The organism is Streptosporangium sp. NPDC003464 (genome assembly GCF_053588315.1).
Genome location: NZ_JBSFPS010000058.1, coordinates 24063 through 40046, shown reverse-complemented (window position 1 = coordinate 40046; position 15984 = coordinate 24063). Strand labels below are relative to the sequence as shown.

Here is a 15984-nt window from a genome sequence, read left to right as displayed (position 1 = left end):
TCATCGAGCCGCTTGCGGCCCGGAGGCCGTACCCGGCGCTCCTGCTCGGCGGCAAGCGGCTCGATGACCGCCCACAACTCATCACTGATCTCCCACGGCTTCAGCCGCGCCACCTGCTGCCCCCTCGCCATCGCTACAGCGAGAGATCAAATCACAACAGAGATCATTCTGTTGGGAGCTCTTAGGCGTGTATCGAATGGCTGGTCACAACCACTCGTTGATGGCCGCAATGAGGACGGTCGCCTCGTGGCGGACCGCGAGCTTGTCGTACCGGGTGGCCACGGCTCGGTGCCTTTTGTGACGGTTGATGCAGTATTCGACCGCGTGCCGATCCTTGTGGTCCTGCGGGGCGAACTTCGGCGGCCGGCCACCGTGCGAACCACGTTTCCTGCGGTTGCGGACTTGGTCGGCCTTGTCCGGGATGGTGCAGAGGATCCCGCGCCGGCGCAGGTAAGCGCGGTTCTTCCGGGAGGCGTACGCCTTGTCGGCGCGCACGCGATCCGGCCGGGTGCGCGGCCTACCCGGTCCCAGGCGGGGCACCCTGTTGCGGCCCAGGGCGACCTCGAACTGCGGGGAGTCCCCGCGCTGCCCGGCGGTGATCACGAGGCCGGCGTACAGGCCGGGCATCCCACAAGCTCCCCCGGTCTGTCGCACGCCGGCAACCCTCGCCACCGTGGTGCAGGCCGACGGCATCGACGACGTGCGCGCCGCCGCCGACCGGCTGGCTGGCCGGACACCTCAGCATCACGCCGCTGCCGGCCTCGCCCACCCTCGACAGGAAGCAGAAGCGACGCGGACTCAGCATCGCCGCGTAGCCCGTCGCTGCCGGCGGCAACCAATTGTTGTTGGCCAGAAGGTTGTCGATGCCGGCTTTCAGCGCGGCGTGCAATGCCACGATCACGACACTGGACGCCGCGCGGGATTCTTCGTGTCAGCGCCGGGGCAGGGCGAGCGCGCATAGGGCGAACGTGATGGCGAATGCCGCCTGGACGAGCATGCAGATCGCCAGCGCGCTCATGTATGCCTGACCTGTCGGGGCTGTGGAACCGGCCAGGGCCGCACCGAGTAGACCTCCGGCGACGGCGACGCCGAGGCCCATCGCGGCTTGCTGTGTGGTTTGAAGCACGCCGGATGCTGCTCCCGCGGATGCTGGAGGGACCTCGGCGATCATCGCTCCGACGAGCGGCCCGAACATGAAGGCCTGACCGACACCGACTCCGACGAGGAGGGCGGCGAACGTCCACGAGTTCAGGTCGGCACCCTGGAGGAACACGGAGACGGCTGTGATGCTCAGGAGTGCGGCTTGGATGAGTCCGCCGATGGTGAGGAGCCTGCGGAACCCGGAACGGGGCGCGAGCTTCCCCGACCAGATCGACACGGTAAGGAAGCACAAGGAGAACGGCAACAGCACGAGGGCCGCGTGCATGGGAGGCCATCCGAGCCCCGTCTGCGTGGAGATCGCGTAGAGGAACGTGAACGCACCGAACGCGGACTGGAGCATCAACGCCATCATCAGCCCGATCCGGTAGGAGCTGAGTCGAAACAGGGGCGGCGGAACGAGCGGAACGCGGTCACTACGGTGCAGCCGCAACTGCCACCGCCAGAACGCTGCGAAGAGCACCGGCGTTGCCCCCAGCAGCACCCAGCACCAGACCGGCCAGCCCAGTGCGCCGCCCTGGGAGATCGGGATCATGAGTGCCAGCAGGGCGAGCCCGAGCAGTGTCGTCCCGATCAGGTCGAGCGACCGGTGGCCGGGCGCACTGGTATCGGGCAGCCAGCGCAGCGCAGCGCCGAACGCGACCACGCCCATGAGCACGCTCATCGCGAAGACCATGCGCCAGGGGGCACCGAGCAGGGGGACGGACAGCAACAGGCCGCCGAGGACCTGACCGATCGCCGTGGCCCCGCCGGCGGTCGCACCGAACAGCGCGACAGCACGGGCACGTTCGGGCCCCTGGGTGGACGCCGTGATCGTCGCCAGCACCTGGGGAACCATGGCCGCCGCAGAGATCCCGGTGAGAGCCCGCGCGGCGATCAACACGGTGATGCTCGGGGCCAGGGTCGCGACCAGGGAGAACAGGATGAAACCGGCCATGCCGAGCAGGAAGAGTCGGCGTCGCCCGTACAGATCCCCGAGCCTGCCCCCGAGGACCATCGGAACGGCGAACCCCAACGCGTACACCGACACCACCAACGACTGCTCGGCAGCCGTGGCCCCCAGGGAAGCACCGATGTCGGGCACGGCGATACCCGCCGCCGCGAAACTGGCCACCGACAACAACAACGCCGACAGTGTCGTCAGGAGCCGGCCCATCCCCAGTCCTGGAGTCGGAGGCTCCGATGGACCCGGTGCAGGCGGCGGCGCGGCACGGCCGCTCTCCCTGTCAGGTTCGCCTGTGCGGGAGGAGAGGTTGTCGTGCGGTGCAGAAGATGTGGCCATGCCGTCGATCCTGAAGGGCTGGTTATCCTGGCACCAGGAGCCTATTTATGGGGGTATTAGCCGCTACCTGGCTACCGGGTTCCCCGTGCGGGAGGATGAAGACATGACAGAGACCAGGCCCGCCGCGGTCCGGCGCGAGCTCGGTGACTTCCTCCGCAGCCGGCGCGAACGAGTGACCCCGCAGCAGGTAGGTCTCCCGTCCACAGGGCGACGGCGGACACCCGGACTACGGCGCGAAGAGGTCGCCGTCCTCGCGGGGGTCGGCGTCACCTGGTACACCTGGCTCGAACAGGGCCGTCCCATCAACGTCAGCATTCATGTCCTGCAGGCGATCGCCCGAGCCCTGCATCTGGATGACATCGAGAGACGGCACCTGCACCAGCTCGCCGGATCAAGTACGCCGAAAGCCGGGCCCACCGAATGTGCCCCAGGACTCACCGCGGCGTTTCAACCTGTCCTGGACAAGCTCGACCCGTTCCCTGCGTGCCTGCAAACGCCGCTGTTCGATGTGGTGGCATACAACCGTGCCTACCGGTTCCTGTTCACCGACCTTGACCTCATCCCACCTGGTGAACGCAACTGCGCGGTGCAGTTCTTCACCGACCCCGACTGGCGCAGCCGCTACATCGACGGTGAGCTGGTTGCCGCCCGGATGGTCGCAAGAATGCGCGCCGAAGTCGGCACCCACCTCGGCGCCCCTGCCGCTGCCGGAGTCGTTGACGACCTCCGGGAACGATCAGAGGAGTTCGCCCGACTGTGGGCCCGTCACGACGTACTGCCCCAGCAGTACGAGACAAAGCGCCTCGACAGCCCTCTTGTCGGGCAGCTTCAGCTGAACTTCGTCTCCACCAGTGTTTCGGAGACGGGACACCGGATGACCGTGATGACGCCGGCCGATGAGTCCACCTCCCTACGTCTGACCCAGATGGCAGACCTCACTGTCGCGACCACGCGGATGTGACACCTGAAGAAGATCGTCGCTCGGGGCGGGGAGGTCGTCCTGGTTGACGGCACCCTCATCCCCACCCAGAGACGCACCGGCAGAGCCAACCGTCCCAACTGCTCCGGCAAACACCACCGTCACGGCCTGCACGTCCTGGCCCTGACTGTGATCTGTGCGACTTCTCATAAATGAGTAATTCCGCGAGACGCGACCACGGTTCACACAGTGTCCGGTCCGTTCCCGGGCGTCACTCTCAAAACCTCTCGCAAAACCGCCTTCGCCGAACCAGGCCTGCGACAGGTTCTGCGACATGGCCGAGCTCGCCGATCCGGCCACCGCCGCCGAAGTCTTCGACTGCCCGATGTGCGCCGCGCCGGCCGGCAGTGCCTGCCGCACCCGGGGCGGCAAGGTCGCCCCGGACTCAAGGCCCCCTAGTCGATTACTGAGAGTTACTTCGGGGCTCATCGCATGGACCCGAGCGGTGGGCCTATTCCGATGGCACCCCTTCTTCACGCGCGTCGTCGGGGCCCAGGCCGGGGGTAGCCGAGCTGGCCGGCGGACTCCTTCGAACCTCCGCAGACCTCAGCGACCTCGCGGGGATCTTCGGCCGTGAGACGCGCCTCAAGGCGTTCGACTTGGTCGGCCGGGTCGTCTCCGGAGATCGGAATGGTCATCCTGAACTGAAGCCAAGGGCGGTTTTCCCCGATCGCGGACCAGCCGGGATGGAACAGGAAGATGGTGATCTGCTCAGGTTCCCAGGGCCAGGCGGAGACGGCGTACAGCTCGCAGTCCCACGTCGTCAGCCAGTCGGTGTGCTCCCGGAGCCGTTCCTCCAGCAGTCTGGCGACCGTTCGGGCCGGCCACTCCCAGCTGTGATCCGTCGTGGCCCGGTGGACCTCCGCCGCGTACTGATCGACGTCGAACCGGAACTCTGGAAGATCGAACTCCTCGGCATCCGGGTTGCGCCAGCCGCTCCAGATCACGTACTGCCCTTCGCGCCTGACTGTCACGTAGACAGCACCGCAGCATCTTTCGGTGCACCCAGCCTCAGCGAGCCGAACCTCACGAGGGACGTTGGTCGCATTTCTCAGCGGCGCGTTCGGGCCCAACAGATAGCGAGGGTCCTCTGCTGGGCCCTCATCGAAGACGTCGGTCAGGATGTCTCGTCCGTCGACGATCGGTCGGCATTCCACGCCGGCCCTGGTTCCGAGTGGTGGCACGACGACGCGGAGGGACAGCCGATGCGGTTCTGTGGTCACTGCCTGATGGTCTCGGAGCCAACAGCAGTTGTCAGTCGCGTCTCTGCTTTGGGGGTTCCGGTGGTAACAGCGGAGGAAGCAACGTCAACGCAGGTCACCGGCCCCCTTCCAGATTGCGTCCCTAGACCCTTAACGACGCTCTGACCTGCATATCCGTTGAAAATGCTGTACCTGGCCCGCTCCGGCTACACCGCCGGGCCGCTGTTCCGGGCCGGCATCAACGGTGCCGGCAGGCCGCTGCCCTGCGACGCCGTCCACCACCTCGGCCAGATTCGCAAGCACCTGGGCTTCCACCCGTGATCAACCGCCGACGTCACCAAGGGCGCGGTCCCTACAGGCGGCTCAGGTCGATGACCTCCGCCATGGCGTTCAGGCCGGCGTCGTTGGGGTGGAGCCAGTCGCCCTCTTGCCCGTCGCGGACGTTGAACTCCGGCCGCAACCGGTCCGGGTCGGTCGGCGAGCGCAGGGCTTGTTCGAAGTCGGCCACCGCGTCGTACTCGCCGCTGGACCTGATCCAGATGTTCACCTGGTCCCTGACCTGCTCCTGGGCGAACGGTTCCGGGGTGCCGTCCGGGTAGAGCCAGGGGTTGCCCTTGAACGGCATGATCGTGCCGCCCACGACTCGGATCCCGCGGGCGTGGGCGAGCCGGATCAGCTCGCGGTGTCCCGCGATGACCTGCTCGGCGGTGACCACCGGGCCGGGGTAGGTGATGTCGTTGATGCCTTCCATCACGATCACCGTGCGCACTCCCGGCCTGTCGAGCACGTCCCGCTGGAAGCGGGCCAGGCCGCTTTCGCCGAACAGCGGGTGGTGGGCGAGAACCTGGTTGCCGGAGATACCGCTGTTCAGCACGGTCAGCGGCCTGCCGGCTGCGACCAGCCGCTCGGCGAGCTGGTCGGGATAGCGGTTGTCGGCGTCGAGGGTGGAGCCGGTGCCGTCGGTGACCGAGTCGCCGAAGGTCACCACCGCTCCTTGGGCGGCGGGGCTCAGCACGTCCACCCCGCTCAGGAAGTACCACGAGTGCGAGCTGTCGGTGAAGGCGGTGCCGCGCGGGTCGGACCGATGGTCGCCGGATGCCCGGTAACTGGTGGCCGAGGAGATGTCGTGGAAGGTGGCCGGTCCGGTCGCCCCCTGGAAGTAGAGGGTGACGGCCAGCCGGTCCAGCGCCTGGACGGGTAGCGGGATGGGGTCGCTGACCAGTTCCTGACCCGCCGGGATCACCGTGTACGGCCGCAGCGAGAAGGTCGCCGGGCGCAGGGTCGCCGGACGGATGGCGGCCCCGGCGGCGGCCTTGGCCACCGTCGCTCCGCTCACCGTGAGGGGCGCTGTGCCGTACAGGTTGGAGATCTTGATACGGATGACGACGCCGGCGCCGGTGACCCGGATCACCTGGCGTACCGACTGCCGCTTGAATCCCGCCTGTGACCAGTTGGACGAGCCCGGCAGCCCGCCGGGCGAGGGCTGCTGCACGGCGGCCGACCAGGCGCCCGTCCAGCGGGGGCCCACCGTGCTGGCCTGGGCTGGTACGGCGGGGGTGATGAGCGCGGCTGCGGTGGCCAGCGCGGCGAGGGTCTTGGTGAAACGCATGTGAGGGGGATCCTTTGATCAGAAGTCGGCGGCGTGGTCGGCGGCCCACTGCGCGTAGGAGCGCGCGGGGTGGCCGGTGATCCGTTCCACGGTGTCGTTGACGTCGGCCGGCTTGCCGACGGTGGTCGCCATGAGGCCGAACAGCGCGCCCAGGAAGGCGGGATCCATGAAGGCGCTCATCTGCTCCAGCACCGGCTCCGGGTCGAGGTCCTCGGTGGTGAGCGGGCGTCCGAGCGCCTGGCCGAGGATGCGGACCTGGTCGGCCTGGGTGAGCGACTCGGGTCCGGTCAGGCTGTAGGTCTGTCCGGCGTGGCCGTCGCCGGTCAGGGTCGAGACCGCCACGTCCGCGACGTCCAGCTCGTGGACGGCGCTGAAGGCGGCGTTGATGTACGGCGCGCGGATCACGTCACCGCCGGCCAGCTGCATCGCGAACGTCAACGAGTTGATCGCCGGGAACAGCAACCGCAGAAGCGTCCATTCCAGGCCGGAATTGCGGACGGCCTGCTCCACGTCACTGTGGTACTGGGCGATCACATCCGACTGGGGGTCGATGCCGTCCACCACCGCGCCCGAGGACAGGAAGACGATCCGGGCGACACCGGCCTGCCCGGCGGCGGCCAGGAGCGGCGCCGGGTCCATGCCGTACTGCAGGACCAGCAGGATCGCGGTCACGTCCTGGAGGGCGCCGGGGAGGGTTTCCGGCTTGGTCAGGTCGGCCTGGGCCAGCTCGACACCCTGCGGTAGACCTGCCTGCTCGGGGTTGCGGGTCAACGCCCGGACGGGATGGCCCGCTGCGTGCAACGCTTCGACGGCCTGGCGGCCGAAGTGGGCGGTGGCACCGGTAACCAGGTACATGAGGACTCCTCTTCAAGGGGCGACCAACAGGCAAACTTTAACAGAACGGAATGATTTGTTCCATAATTGGGGCTTCATTCCGGACTCGGCAGCTCCATGGCCTGATCAGCGTTTTCTGGCCAGAGTGACACCGTCGCGGACGGGCAGCATGACCACATCCAGGCGCTCGTCACGGCTGAGAGCCTTGTTCACGCGCCGCATCGCCTGATGATCGTCGCCCTGGAAGGTCGGGTCGAGCACCCTGCCGCCCAAGAACACATTGTCAAGAACGAGAAGACCGCCGGGCGCGAGCCGCGGCACGATCTCCTCGTAGTAGCGGGGATAGTTGCCCTTGTCCGCGTCGATGAAGGCGAAGTCGAAGGCTGGTTCTTCGGGCAGTGCCCGGAGTGTGTCGAGGGCCGGGCCGATCCTGAGGTCGATGCGGTCATCGACGCCCGCGCGTCGCCAGTACGGCCTGGCGATGGAGGTCCATTCGCTGCTCACGTCGCAGGCGAGCAGGTAGCCGTCGGCGGGCAGCGCGCGAGCGATGCACAGCGAGGAGCACCCGGTGAACACGCCGATCTCGATGGCCCGGCGTGCACCCGAGAGTCGGACCAGCATCTCCAGCAGCGCCCCCTCGTCGGCCGTGACCTGCATTCCGGCGGCGCGACCTGTCGCCTCTCGCGTCGTTTCGGCCAGCTCGGTCAGCAACTCGCCGGGCGGTGTGCAGTGTGCCCGCAGGTAGTCATCGACGGCCGGAGCGACGATCTCGAGAGCATCGCCGGAGCCCGGGTCGGTCCAGTCGACGCGGATCTCCTCCTGGGTGGCGAAGCGCAGCAGATGCCGGGTGATGACGTCCTGCACGCCGATCAGCGAGTCGAGGTCCGCGGCGGTGGCGATCAGGACCAGTTCCCGCTGGGAGGAGGCCAGCGAGCAGGCGCCGGAGGGGAAGGTGATCGTTCCTCTGCCGGCGCCGGTGTGCTCCACGTCGGCCCTGTGGCCCATGTGTGAGATCAACTGTTTGGCGTAGCGCTCGGGGCGATCGGTTGCGACATGTGCCGTTGACAGAGGCATGCGGAGTCCAAGTATCTAGATTATTCGACACTTTCGGTGCCGGGCAGTCTGCCAACGGCGTGAGCGATTTGTCAAAAGCGTCGAAGTTCCTGGACACTTACGTCATGACAGATGAGCAGCTCCTCGCCCTGCGCTCATCCGCGCAGTACAAAGCACTCGGCCACCCGTTGCGCCACCGCATGGTGAACCTGCTACGCCAGCGCCCCGCCACCTTGAGCGAGCTGACCTCGGCACTCGATTCCACCAAGGGAACGGTCGGCTACCACGTGCGCATCCTGCGCGAGGCCGGGCTCGTCCGCCTCGCGAGCACCCGGCAGGTCCGTGGCGGCACCGAACAGCGCTTCGAGCTGATCAACAAGGGATTCCAGCTCGATGAGGAAACCGGGGCCAGGTTCCTCCACGACGCGGCCCTGGCGGAGATGTCCCCCGTCCGTCCCGGCGACCCCGGCCACACCGTGCTGCACCACCTCTGGCTCACCCCCGAAGAGGCCCGCGCGCTGGCCGAACGACTCGAAACGTTCGACCACGGCTACGAGCCGCACGGGACCGCAGAGCACGGAACCGAGGCCTACGGACTGCTCCTCAGCCTCTATCGAGCCGACATCCCCCGCCTGCCTCCGGAAGATCACATGAGATAGTGCAGCCAACCCGCCCCAGCGAGCCTTCCTCGTCGAGGTCAGGCCACCCAGTCGTGGCGACCTCCGTGCAGGCCCTCCGCTCCCGAAGATGTCCCCAGCCCCAAAGTGGCTGATGACCTCTGACGGAGATGTTTCCAGCTGCCGCGATCGGGTCCGTGCTCAGCGGGCCGAGCAGTCGATGTCGCATCGGAACCGAAATCCCGACGATATTGATCTTGGTTGGCTGGCGCACAGACGGGCAAGCGTCTGGCGTGGGGGCGTGCCCCCCGGCGGAAGTCGCCGGTCAGTCGGTTCGGTGTGGCGGCCCGTAAAGGTCGTCGAGGCGGAGTGGTGCGGGCTGGGGCAGGGACGGCGCGCCGTCCGTGGCCCGGCAGGACTGGAGGAAGTAGGCGAGCAGGCAGCGAGAGGCGGCCAGGGACGCCTCCGGGGACTGCCGCACGACGCCGCTGTTCGCCAGGAGCAGGAGGGTGACGTCGCTGGGATCGAAGTCCTTGCGCAACTGCCCTGTGTTCTTCGCACGTCGTACCAGCTGGGCGAGTCCTGCCTCGGCACGGGCGCGCTCGCGATGGAGGTCGGGATCGTCGGGAGACTCCTCGAGGAACGCGGCGCTGAACCCGCGGTCTTCGGCCTGCATCCTGCACACCTTGGTGAGGACGGAGCAGAGACCGCGCCCGGGATCGTCGTCCCGTAGGGCCTCGTCCAAGGCTGCGACGCACTCGGAGAACTGCTCGGAGAACGCCGCGGCGATCAGCGAGCCCCGGGTCGGGAAGTGCCGATAGAGGGTGGCGGCGCCAACGCCGGCCCTGCGGGCGATGGTGCTGGAGGGTACGTCGGCGCCGTTGAGGGCGTACGCCTCGCGGGCGGCCCGGAGGAGCCGGGCGCGGTTGTGTCGGGCGTCGGCTCGCTGCCCCCGGACGGGGGTCTCGGAGGCGGACGAGGACGGGTTCCGAGACGGCTGAACAGGCACGTCTCTCACTTAACCACAAATGGAAGGGGTCATCCGCTTAGTGGGATTAGCCTGCTCTGGTGCCGCGGCGTCGAGGTCACCGAGGACGTCTGAGCCTCGTTGTTCGGCAGTCACTTCCCCTTTCGTGCGCGGCAGACGCCCCAAGGAGACCTCATGCGTGCAGTAGAGATCACCGACTTCGGTGGTCCGGAGAACCTCAAGCTGGTCGACCGGCCGGACCCGACCGCCGAGCCGGGCCATGCCGTATTGGCGGTGGCAGCGGCCGGGGTCGGCCTTTTCGACGTTCTGATACGGCAGGGCGCCAAGCCCGACGTCGGCACCGGCTTCGTACCCGGTCTGGAGGTGGCGGGCACGGTGGTCGAGGTCGGCTCGGAGGGCGACGCCGGGTGGGTGGGACGCCGGGTCTTCGCGCCGACCGGACACGGCGGCGGCTACAGCGACCGCGCCGTGGTGCCCGTCGAATCTCTCGTAGAACTACCGGAGGACGTCTCGTCCCATGACGCGGTAGCGCTCGGGGTGAATTCCCTGGTCGCCGCGGCAAGCCTGGAAAGGGCCGACCTCAAGGCGGGCGAGCGGGTGCTCGTCCGAGGCGCCGGTGGCGGGATCGGCGTGCTCACCACCCAGCTCGCGGCCGCTCGGGGTGCGACGGTGATCGCCTCCGTTCCCGACCGGTCCGTCGCGCAGCGGCTGTACGACCTGGGGGCCACGGAGGTCGAGGGCCTGGACGCGGTCGACCCGGGCCCGGACGGCCGCTATCACGCCGTCATCGACATCGTCGCCGGTTCCGACGTGGCCGACTTCATCCCCCTGCTCCGCCCGAACGGCAGGTACGTGATCAGCGGTATCGCCGCAGGCGCCCCCACCCCCGACTTCGGCATGGCACTGTTCGCGAACTTCCAGCAGTCCTGGACCATCTCGACCCTCAGTCTCACCAGCGCACCGTCGAAGACCGCCGCCGATACCTTCGCACTCGTCTTCGCCGACTTGCGGGAAGGCCGCCTGAAGCCGGTGGTGCACGGCACCTTCCCGCTGGACGGAGCCGCGGCCGCGCACACTCTGCTGGAGTCCCGCGCCACCTTCGGCAAGATCGTTCTGACCGTCTGATTCGGCGGGACGAGCAGATCACCCGGTTGTACTGCCTGATGGGTGGTTCGCCTGGTCGGAAACAGCGGCGAGCGCCCCGCCCGGAACGACCCGTTCGGCCGGCGCATGAGGCTGGTGTGGCGGCGGCCGTCCAGGTGGTCGAGTCCGTGGGCGACCAGCCGGGCTGGACGAGCTTGCCCTCCTTGGCCGCCATCGCGGGCGCGGCCCGGAGCCGACAGGCTCGATCAGCCGATCGGTGGTGCGAGGTACTCCAGCGCATAACCGTCGCCGGAGGCGGTCACGCGGGCGATGCCGGGTGAGTCGAGGTGGGCGCCGGCTACGAAGTGGTGTGGTCGGGCCAGCTGTTCGAGGAGCGCCGCCCGCGCGGCGCGGGCCTGGGACTGGTCGCCGTCGAGCTCCCAGGACACGTTCGGCTGATCGAATTGGAGCGTGGGAACGTGAACGGTGTCGCCCCAGGCGAGAAGGTGGCCGGTGCTGCTCCTGACCTCGTAGACGGTGTGACCGGGTGTGTGGCCCGGTGTCGGGATCGCGGTGGTCCAGTCGTTGATCGCGACCTTCTCCGACACGGGTACGACCCGGTCGCGGATCGGCTCGAGCCGCCCGGTGAACACCGAGGTGTCGCCCGCGCCGATCCACACGCGCTCGAGTTTGGTGAACGCCTCTGAACCGTCCGGCGCGATCAGGCCGCTCACGTGGTCTTCGTGTTTGTGGGTGATGGCCACATCGGTGACATGCGCGCGGTCGACCCCCGCTTCGTCGAGCGCGTCGTAGATCAATCCCATGGTGGGGTCGTGCCAGGCGTTGGACGCGCCGGTGTCGATGAGAACCGACCGCGTGCCGTCGGTGACGAAGAAGGCGTTGACCGACAGCCGCAGGTTGTCGCCGGCCAGCGGGACGGCGGCCGGCAGCTCATCGAGCGTGCGCCCGTCCTCGTCGCGGAGCCGTGTCGGCGGCATGTCGATGTACCCGTCTCGCAACGAGATCACCTGCAGCTCGCCGAATTCGAACGTGGCATGGTGCCGGCCACTCGAGATCAAACGCATGGAACCTCCGTCGTGTTGGGCGCGCATCGCGCGTCTCCCATAGAAGACTCTATCTTCTATAGAAGAAACCCTACACTGTGAGCAGCGAGGTACTCATCGATCGAGGAGCACAGTGGTCGAGCAAGACGGAAACGCGGCCGAACTACAGCACGGTGACGACCTGGCCGGCGCGTTCGGCGGTAACGTGCGGCGACGCCGCGAGGAGGCGGGCCTGACGCTGGAGCAGCTGTCCACACAGTCGTCGGTCAGCCGGGCGATGCTGTCCAAGGTCGAACGCGGTGAGAAGAGCCCGACGATCGGTGTCGCGTCCAGGATCGCCCACGCGCTCGACGCGTCGCTCTCGGACCTGATCGGTGCGCCGGCTGCTGCCGCGTCCGGTGTGGCCGTTGTCATGCGTAAGAACCATCGCCCCGTTTTCCGTGACCCGGAAACCGGCTTCGAGCGGCACATGGTGTCAGCGGCCCCGGGCGCGGGAGGAGCCGAGATGGTCGTCCACTACCTCCCCGCGCAGGTCTCTACCGGGCTGCTGCCCGCGTATCCGCCGGGTACGGAGAAACAACTCGTGGTGCTCGAAGGCACGCTCACCGTCGCGATCGGCGGGATCAACGAGACCCTGAACACAGGCGACTCCCTGTTCTTCCAGGCCGACGCGGACCACGGCTTCGCCAACCGAACGAACGCTCCCTGCGAATACATCATGGTCATCTCGCGCAGAACCTGATCGGCCGCAGCTTGCGGTCCTGGACAAAGCCGGCTGGAGCATCGCCCCCAGCACTCAGCTGACCTGCGGCTCAGCGCTTATCGAGAAGTCTCGTCGGAATATGACGACAACCTCGAAGCGAACACAGGTAGAACGCGGGATCACCGCCTACTCTGCCCCTCGCCGCAGCCATAGGAGTTCTGTGCTTACCCGGGCGGCCTGACGCGCCTCGAGCGCGAGGCCGCCAAGCAGAGAAGACGTCAGTAGTGACAGACCCGACAGACAATCCGATCCGGCGCCGGCGCGCTGGAAGCATGCGCTGAGCTCATGTTTAAGGCAACTGAAAGTGTCGGTGCCTAACGTTCTGCGCGGGAAACTTCAACCGCAAGGAGTGACATGAAGGTAATCGCAGCTGTCGCCGCCACGATGGTGCTCGCCTCCTCCCCGGCCGCGGCCGAACCAGAGGAGAGCGACCGGGAGATCCCCCTGGCGCACATCGAATACACGACCGGTCTCACCGTGAGCTTCTCCGACAGCCAGCCCTCCAACGAAGTGGGGATGTCCCAGCTCGGGATCATCGGCCGCGCGCCGCTCATCGACTGGGATCGGAGCAACAGCTATCTGCAGACCTACCTGGAGATCACCCCGCCCGACGTGCCGGTGCCCCAGCGCCTCGTCGATGACCACGGCACCGACCTCCCCGCCGAGCTGCAGCGGCGGCGGATCACCAGCGAGCCGGTCACCGTACGCGGCCTGACCGCTCCGGCCAGCGCCGTGCTCTCCGCCTCGTGCACCGACGAACACTGGAGCTGGAACCGCTGGCACGACAAAGCCCAGGCCGGCCTGGCTCCCAAGTCGTACACCACCCACGACTTCGGCGGTTTCAAGGAGCGTCGCGCGGAGAGCTTCATCTTCAACTGCCTGCCGGCGGACTCGCCGAGTTCCCTGTGGGCCCAGCACCGGCTTTACTACTGGAACGGCACCAGTTGGTGGAAGCATGCGGACGAGAAGGTCGGCCCTGGGCTTCAGGCGGAAGAGATCAAGGGCAAGATCAAGCGCCACCGCAAGGTCACCTATAACGACAGTTGGGGGTCCAGCCCTAACTGCCTCAGTGGGGCTTGCAAGTACACCCGTGAGGGACGTTTCACCAGCTGACGGGTGACCGGTCGCCTGCGGAAGGCTCAGCCGTACGATGAAGAAACCCCAGCCTGGCTGTGCCCGGCTGGGGTTTCTGCTTCCGCCTTCGATGTCGCTGAACGACACCCGCAACCGCTCGGCGCCGACTGTCCAATCGACCTCGACATGCTCGATCCACCGTCCGGTGTCAGGCTGAGTACGTTCGATTCTTCGCGCCTTGGAGGTTTTGATGCGTGCAGGCGTCGTGGTCACCGCACACCCCGGTGTGGAGGACCTCGCTGTACAGGCCGAGGAGTTGGGCCTGCACAGTTTCTGGCTCTACGACACCCCGATGGTCCACGGCGACCCCTTCGTCGCCCTGGGACTGTGTGCGAAGGCCACCAGCCGCATCAGGCTCGGCATCGGCGTGACCTCACCGGCGCTGCGCTCGGCCCCGGCCGCCGCGAGCGCGTTCGCCAGCCTCAACGCCCTGGCACCAGGCCGGATCATCTGCGGGATCGGCACCGGAAACACCGCCCGGCGCACACTGGGCATGCGGCCGACCACAGCAGCCACGATGGAGAACTTCACCAGCGCACTGCAGAACCTGTGCGCCGGACGCACCATCGAGTACCGCGAAGGTGACCGGGTCCGCAACGTCCGATTCCTGCACACCGGGGCGCACGCGAACACGGCCGACCCGATCGAGTTCGTCGTGGCCGCGCTGCCAGGACCGAAGGCCGCCGCCGTCGCCGGCCGCCGCGGCACCGGCCTGATCTCCTTCGGCCTGCTGGACCCCACCGCCTGGCAAGCACTTCATGACGCCCGCCGCCACGCCGCCCACGACACGCCACGCGACCCCGACTCCCGCATGGACTCCTACGTGGTCACCGCGCTGCACATACTCGACGAGGACGAGGACCCCCGCGGTGACGCTGCCCGGGACGCAACTGGCCACATCGTCCTGTCGCTGCTGGCCTTCGCCGCCGACACCGCCGCCGACGCACGCGCTTTCGCCGAGCAACTCGGCCCCGAGGAACGCGAGGCGGTGCGGCGACTCCTCGACCGGCGCGGCACCACCGCCACCGCACCCGACCGGCACACCAAGCTCTACCCCGACTACCTCGAACGCATCGCACCGGAGGACCGGGACCTGATCCTGCCCTCACTGATGGACACCCTGGCCTTGGTCGGCACCCGCAACGACCTCCGCGCCCGCATCACCACCCTGGAACAGGCCGGCGTCGACGAACTGCTCATCCAGCCGGTGATCGACCCACCGACCGAGATGGCCCAGCTCGCGAAACTCCTCACCTGAGCGGACCCGCCAGCCGTGCGCACGCGGTTCACCGACAACAAGAATCACAGCACCTGGAGGAATCCCCCTGCTCGCATTTCAGCACAGCGCGAGCAGGCCGTTACCAGACAAGGTGGCGATTTCCGCCAATCGAAACGCTCAATCACGGCAACCAGGCCGTACGCCTGGGTCTCCTGTGCCTGATGGGCCACAATGGCCTGATGTCTGCTATGCCCGAGAAGTACGTTGAGACCGCATCTTCGCCCCGATTCAACGACTACGACAGGATGGCCGAGGGGTACACGACCGAGAACGAGACCAGCCTCACAAATGCGTACTACGAGCGTCCCGCGATGCTGGAGCTTGCCGGGAACGTAACCGGAAGGCGCATCCTCGACGCCGGCTGCGGCTCAGGCCCCCTGTTCTCCGCGCTGCGCGATCGAGGCGTCACCGTCACCGGCGTCGACGCGAGCGCCGGGATGCTGGAGCAGGCCCGGCAGCGGCTGGGCGCCGACGCGGATCTGCAGGTCGCTGACCTGGCCAACCCATTGCCCTTCCCTGACGAGGCGTTCGACGACGTCATCGCGTCCCTGGTGCTGCACTACCTGGAAGACTGGGGACCGACACTGGCCGAGCTGCGACGCGTGCTCAGGCCTGGTGGCCGACTCCTCGTCTCGGTCCATCACCCCTTCGGCATTACGCTCATGCAGCACATGGCTGGAGAAAAGTTCAAGTACTTCGAGACCTGCAGCCGGACCGACGAATGGACCAGAGGTGGGCAGACCGTTCAGATGAGGTTCTGGGACCGGCCGCTGCACGCGATGACCGAAGCCTTCACCGCGGCGGGCTTTCGCATCAGTGTCATCAGCGAACCACCGTTTGTGCCGGAAGCCCGCGAACTGTTCCCCGAGGAGCTCCGCGAGATCACCGGCACGAGGTTCCTGTGCTTCCTGTTCTTCGTTCTGGAAGCCGGCTAACGGC

At 67.5% G+C, this 15984-nt stretch carries 17 protein-coding genes; 9 read left to right on the top strand and 8 right to left on the bottom strand.

Translation table 11 applies throughout. The annotated features are described in order from the left end of the window. Nucleotides 1–204 precede the first annotated feature (204 nt). A complete protein-coding gene (locus ACWDS7_RS15740) occupies nucleotides 205–627 on the bottom strand; it encodes a transposase (RefSeq protein WP_451929863.1) in 423 nt (140 codons plus the stop codon). Nucleotides 628–673: 46 nt separating this feature from the next. On the opposite strand from ACWDS7_RS15740, the gene ACWDS7_RS15735 reads away from it, so the two are divergent. Next, nucleotides 674–961: a hypothetical protein gene (locus ACWDS7_RS15735; RefSeq protein WP_451929862.1), complete on the top strand. Its 288-nt coding sequence runs from the start codon at nucleotides 674–676 to the stop codon at nucleotides 959–961. On the opposite strand, the gene ACWDS7_RS15730 is transcribed toward ACWDS7_RS15735, so the two are convergent. Further along, nucleotides 932–2314, bottom strand: coding sequence for an MFS transporter (locus ACWDS7_RS15730; RefSeq protein ID WP_451929861.1), 1383 nt, complete (start codon nucleotides 2312–2314; stop codon nucleotides 932–934). The two genes, ACWDS7_RS15735 and ACWDS7_RS15730, sit on opposite strands and share 30 nt — an antisense overlap. A gap of 124 nt (nucleotides 2315–2438) precedes the next feature. On the opposite strand from ACWDS7_RS15730, the gene ACWDS7_RS15725 reads away from it, so the two are divergent. Further along, entirely contained in the window at nucleotides 2439–3401 is a 963-nt protein-coding gene (locus ACWDS7_RS15725; protein WP_451929860.1) for a helix-turn-helix transcriptional regulator, read from the top strand. A gap of 491 nt (nucleotides 3402–3892) precedes the next feature. Here the strand turns inward: ACWDS7_RS15725 and ACWDS7_RS15720 are convergent, their stop codons facing one another. Beyond that, a complete protein-coding gene (locus tag ACWDS7_RS15720) occupies nucleotides 3893–4642 on the bottom strand; it encodes a hypothetical protein (RefSeq protein ID WP_451929859.1) in 750 nt (249 codons plus the stop codon). A gap of 162 nt (nucleotides 4643–4804) precedes the next feature. Between ACWDS7_RS15720 and ACWDS7_RS15715 the strand changes: the two genes are divergently transcribed. Continuing rightward, nucleotides 4805–4942: a hypothetical protein gene (locus ACWDS7_RS15715; protein ID WP_451929858.1), complete on the top strand. Its 138-nt coding sequence runs from the start codon at nucleotides 4805–4807 to the stop codon at nucleotides 4940–4942. 31 nt (nucleotides 4943–4973) lie between these two features. On the opposite strand, the gene ACWDS7_RS15710 is transcribed toward ACWDS7_RS15715, so the two are convergent. The 3 genes from ACWDS7_RS15710 to ACWDS7_RS15700 all read right to left on the bottom strand — a co-directional run bounded on the left by ACWDS7_RS15710 (nucleotide 4974) and on the right by ACWDS7_RS15700 (nucleotide 8138). Next, nucleotides 4974–6230: an SGNH/GDSL hydrolase family protein gene (locus ACWDS7_RS15710; RefSeq protein WP_451929857.1), complete on the bottom strand. Its 1257-nt coding sequence runs from the start codon at nucleotides 6228–6230 to the stop codon at nucleotides 4974–4976. A gap of 18 nt (nucleotides 6231–6248) precedes the next feature. Then, nucleotides 6249–7085 carry an NAD(P)H-binding protein gene (locus ACWDS7_RS15705; RefSeq protein WP_451929856.1) on the bottom strand — a complete coding sequence of 279 codons (837 nt, stop codon included), beginning with the start codon at nucleotides 7083–7085 and terminating at the stop codon, nucleotides 6249–6251. A gap of 105 nt (nucleotides 7086–7190) precedes the next feature. Further along, a complete protein-coding gene (locus tag ACWDS7_RS15700; protein WP_451929855.1) occupies nucleotides 7191–8138 on the bottom strand; it encodes a DUF2218 domain-containing protein in 948 nt (315 codons plus the stop codon). Between the two features lie 104 nt (nucleotides 8139–8242). Here ACWDS7_RS15700 and ACWDS7_RS15695 point away from each other — a divergent pair, with 104 nt between their 5' ends. Further along, nucleotides 8243–8776, top strand: a complete 534-nt coding sequence (locus tag ACWDS7_RS15695; protein WP_451929854.1) for an ArsR/SmtB family transcription factor — start codon at nucleotides 8243–8245, stop codon at nucleotides 8774–8776. A gap of 283 nt (nucleotides 8777–9059) precedes the next feature. Here the strand turns inward: ACWDS7_RS15695 and ACWDS7_RS15690 are convergent, their stop codons facing one another. Continuing rightward, a complete protein-coding gene (locus ACWDS7_RS15690; RefSeq protein ID WP_451929853.1) occupies nucleotides 9060–9743 on the bottom strand; it encodes a TetR/AcrR family transcriptional regulator in 684 nt (227 codons plus the stop codon). A 153-nt stretch (nucleotides 9744–9896) separates the two neighbouring features. On the opposite strand from ACWDS7_RS15690, the gene ACWDS7_RS15685 reads away from it, so the two are divergent. Continuing rightward, nucleotides 9897–10847 carry a quinone oxidoreductase family protein gene (locus ACWDS7_RS15685; protein ID WP_451929852.1) on the top strand — a complete coding sequence of 317 codons (951 nt, stop codon included), beginning with the start codon at nucleotides 9897–9899 and terminating at the stop codon, nucleotides 10845–10847. A gap of 224 nt (nucleotides 10848–11071) precedes the next feature. Here the strand turns inward: ACWDS7_RS15685 and ACWDS7_RS15680 are convergent, their stop codons facing one another. Beyond that, a complete protein-coding gene (locus tag ACWDS7_RS15680; RefSeq protein WP_451929851.1) occupies nucleotides 11072–11917 on the bottom strand; it encodes an MBL fold metallo-hydrolase in 846 nt (281 codons plus the stop codon). A gap of 85 nt (nucleotides 11918–12002) precedes the next feature. On the opposite strand from ACWDS7_RS15680, the gene ACWDS7_RS15675 reads away from it, so the two are divergent. The 4 genes from ACWDS7_RS15675 (at nucleotide 12003) to ACWDS7_RS15660 (ending at nucleotide 15980) form a co-directional block, all read left to right on the top strand. Further along, nucleotides 12003–12611, top strand: coding sequence for a helix-turn-helix domain-containing protein (locus ACWDS7_RS15675; protein WP_451929850.1), 609 nt, complete (start codon nucleotides 12003–12005; stop codon nucleotides 12609–12611). A gap of 375 nt (nucleotides 12612–12986) precedes the next feature. Beyond that, on the top strand, nucleotides 12987–13745 hold the full coding sequence (locus ACWDS7_RS15670; RefSeq protein ID WP_451929849.1) for a hypothetical protein: 759 nt from the start codon (nucleotides 12987–12989) through the stop codon (nucleotides 13743–13745). Between the two features lie 211 nt (nucleotides 13746–13956). Beyond that, complete coding sequence (locus tag ACWDS7_RS15665; protein WP_451929848.1) at nucleotides 13957–15024, top strand: LLM class flavin-dependent oxidoreductase; 1068 nt, start codon at nucleotides 13957–13959, stop codon at nucleotides 15022–15024. A 209-nt stretch (nucleotides 15025–15233) separates the two neighbouring features. After that, complete coding sequence (locus ACWDS7_RS15660) at nucleotides 15234–15980, top strand: class I SAM-dependent methyltransferase (RefSeq protein WP_451929847.1); 747 nt, start codon at nucleotides 15234–15236, stop codon at nucleotides 15978–15980. Nucleotides 15981–15984: the final 4 nt, after the last annotated feature.

Excerpts from the sequence above, each read along its gene's own strand:
- ACWDS7_RS15670 (WP_451929849.1), top strand. The coding sequence starts at position 12,987 with ATGAAGGTAATCGCAGCTGTCGCCGCCACGATGGTGCTCGCCTCCTCC.
- ACWDS7_RS15740 (WP_451929863.1), bottom strand. The coding sequence starts at position 627 with ATGCCCGGCCTGTACGCCGGCCTCGTGATCACCGCCGGGCAGCGCGGG.
- ACWDS7_RS15665 (WP_451929848.1), top strand. The coding sequence starts at position 13,957 with ATGCGTGCAGGCGTCGTGGTCACCGCACACCCCGGTGTGGAGGACCTC.
- ACWDS7_RS15685 (WP_451929852.1), top strand. The coding sequence starts at position 9,897 with ATGCGTGCAGTAGAGATCACCGACTTCGGTGGTCCGGAGAACCTCAAG.
- ACWDS7_RS15700 (WP_451929855.1), bottom strand. The coding sequence starts at position 8,138 with ATGCCTCTGTCAACGGCACATGTCGCAACCGATCGCCCCGAGCGCTAC.
- ACWDS7_RS15725 (WP_451929860.1), top strand. The coding sequence starts at position 2,439 with ATGCCGTCGATCCTGAAGGGCTGGTTATCCTGGCACCAGGAGCCTATT.
- ACWDS7_RS15715 (WP_451929858.1), top strand. The coding sequence starts at position 4,805 with ATGCTGTACCTGGCCCGCTCCGGCTACACCGCCGGGCCGCTGTTCCGG.
- ACWDS7_RS15695 (WP_451929854.1), top strand. The coding sequence starts at position 8,243 with ATGACAGATGAGCAGCTCCTCGCCCTGCGCTCATCCGCGCAGTACAAA.
- ACWDS7_RS15660 (WP_451929847.1), top strand. The coding sequence starts at position 15,234 with ATGCCCGAGAAGTACGTTGAGACCGCATCTTCGCCCCGATTCAACGAC.
- ACWDS7_RS15705 (WP_451929856.1), bottom strand. The coding sequence starts at position 7,085 with ATGTACCTGGTTACCGGTGCCACCGCCCACTTCGGCCGCCAGGCCGTC.
- ACWDS7_RS15730 (WP_451929861.1), bottom strand. The coding sequence starts at position 2,314 with ATGGGCCGGCTCCTGACGACACTGTCGGCGTTGTTGTTGTCGGTGGCC.
- ACWDS7_RS15710 (WP_451929857.1), bottom strand. The coding sequence starts at position 6,230 with ATGCGTTTCACCAAGACCCTCGCCGCGCTGGCCACCGCAGCCGCGCTC.
- ACWDS7_RS15680 (WP_451929851.1), bottom strand. The coding sequence starts at position 11,917 with ATGCGCGCCCAACACGACGGAGGTTCCATGCGTTTGATCTCGAGTGGC.